Below are 2,280 nucleotides of genomic sequence, written 5' to 3' on the forward strand. Positions count from 1 at the left end.
GCTATTGTACGTATTTGTGATGCTATTTCGCGAACGGACTTATAACTCGTAGACGATGCTCATCGGTGAAACGGTGATGCTCAAATGCGGATTGATGCTGCCCTGACAGCGAAATAATCACAAAACCATAAACTGCTAGAAATAGGGTTTCCGAAGATCCTAAATCTAGCAGTTTTATTTTCACTTTGATCGGATAACACTATTTCTTCACAGCACAAAAACAGGTCCAATTATCACTAAAGTGAGTTTTGGCCTTTACGCAATTTTCTCCGATTTTCCTGTGAAGCGTTTGATTTTTCCCAACTTGAATTTATGATATTTATCAAGATTCTTACCAAACACATAGAGCATAAATTCCTTATGCGCTTTTTCAGCTGAGCGATGATTGAATTGTCTAAAATCATCGTTTGCCTTCATATCGCCAAAAAAGCCTTCCGTTTGGATTGACCTAATCAGTCGGTTGAGTATCCCTTTTTCGCTTTGAATGTTTTCGTTTGATTTTGCTTTTAAATCATCCCAGCGTTCATTGACCTTGATCGCTTTGTTTTTATGCTGATGGCGATCTTCATCGTATTGATAGAGACATTCGGATTTCAACTCACAGCCATCACAATTTTTGCAGGCATAGACTTCAAAAATTCTCTCGAATCCCTTGGTATTGCGCTTTTCAGTGTGATCATAAGTGAGTAATCGTCCGTTTGCACAACGGTAACTGTTCCCCTCTTTAACCATGTTTCGATATTTTCCAATATTTTTCTGATATGCCCTTGTCTTCATGACTTCATGTTCTTGCAGTTTGATGTAGCTGTCGATGTTGTTTTCTTCGAGAAATAGCAGGTTCTTTTCGCTGCAGTAGCCGCTGTCTGCTGTCACTTCTTTGGGATAGCATCCAAGATGTTCTTTATGTTTTTTAAGAACGGGAATCAAAGAATTGTAATCTGTTCGATCAGCACTAATATAGCTATGAATGATAAAATAGTTTTCCACTGCGATCTGTATATTGTAAGCGGGTTTTAATTGACCGTTTCTCATATGGTCGTCTTTCATACGCATAAAAGTTGCTTCTAGATCTGTTTTGGAATAGCTGTTTCGCTCATCTCCCATTATTTCATATGACTGCTTGTATTTCATGAGCCTTTCTCCCAACACATCTAACTGCTCGTAAAGTTTCTGAATTTCAGGTTTTCGTTTGCCTTTCCCGTAGGTAAAATAGATTTTTTCACCCTCTGCGATGGTCTTTAGATGAACCTGCATTTTCAAGAGCTCCAGCGGGGACATATTGTCTATCTCAATGATGGTATTGTTGGAAAGTTTCTTCTTCTTGTTAACTTTCCGTGTTCGGTTCTTTTCAATGACTTTTCTGACTTTATCTATCCCTTCAATGATGAACATATCCATTGCAGGCACTTTGTATCTTTTATCATAACCATTTGTCATGAGAAAACTGTTGTACTGTGTGTACAGCTCTTGAATGCTATCGAGGAGATTTGCGAGGTGATAATTGATGCTACCTCTCCAAACAAAGGTATAGCGGTTTGCGTTGGCTTCCACTTTTGTGCCATCGATAAACAATGCTTCAAGGCTTACAAGCCCTTCCTTCTGGAGCTTTCTAATAAACTGATAGTGAAGTACCATTAGGATTGGTTCGCTCAGTTTATGGTTCATAAAATCATAAAACACATCTCTTTTAGGTTTTTCTCCTTGGGCAAGCCACATATAGGCGATATCTCTCGTACAAAGATCTACAATTCTATCAACCGATCTGACGCCTCTTAGTGTTGCATAAGTTAAGACTGCAAATAACATGATGGGATTATAACCTTTCCGTCCTAAGTGACTATATCTTTCCAATAGAGATGAAAAGTCCAGTTCTGCCATCACTTTCTTTAAGGTATAAACGGGATCATCCTTAGGCAGATCAATTTGATAGAGATTAAAGTGAATAACTTGTTGTCCTGTTTCAAAAAAATCGGTATAATAGTGATAAGTTTTGTTGGTTACATCGTTCGGTGTAACTTGATTGAAGATGGTTGGCGGACCATCTTTTTTCTTTTTTTGCATAAAAAATCCTCCTACTTATAGATTCGACATAAAGTAGGAGATTTCCTTTTTGTAATTTATGGAAATTTAAAAGAGGCTGTCTATTTCCCGACAGCCCCTTGAGGTGATAGAAAAAGCATCACTAGACGACTGACCTTCCAGCAAGATTGTTCATCGTCATAGTGATGCTCCCAAAAACATGATTATTGTAGCACGTTATGACGTAAAACTCAACGAAAT

At 38.0% G+C, this 2,280-nt stretch carries 1 protein-coding gene; it reads right to left on the reverse strand.

The window, feature by feature from the left end:
* Window positions 1-255 precede the first annotated feature (255 nt).
* A complete protein-coding gene (locus KHM83_RS19490) occupies window positions 256-2,061 on the reverse strand; it encodes an IS1182 family transposase (RefSeq protein ID WP_246543217.1) in 1,806 nt (601 codons plus the stop codon).
* Window positions 2,062-2,280: the final 219 nt, after the last annotated feature.

The sequence above is a fragment of the Fusibacter paucivorans genome (assembly GCF_018390735.1).
Taxonomy (GTDB): Bacteria; Bacillota; Clostridia; order Peptostreptococcales; family Acidaminobacteraceae; genus Fusibacter; species Fusibacter paucivorans.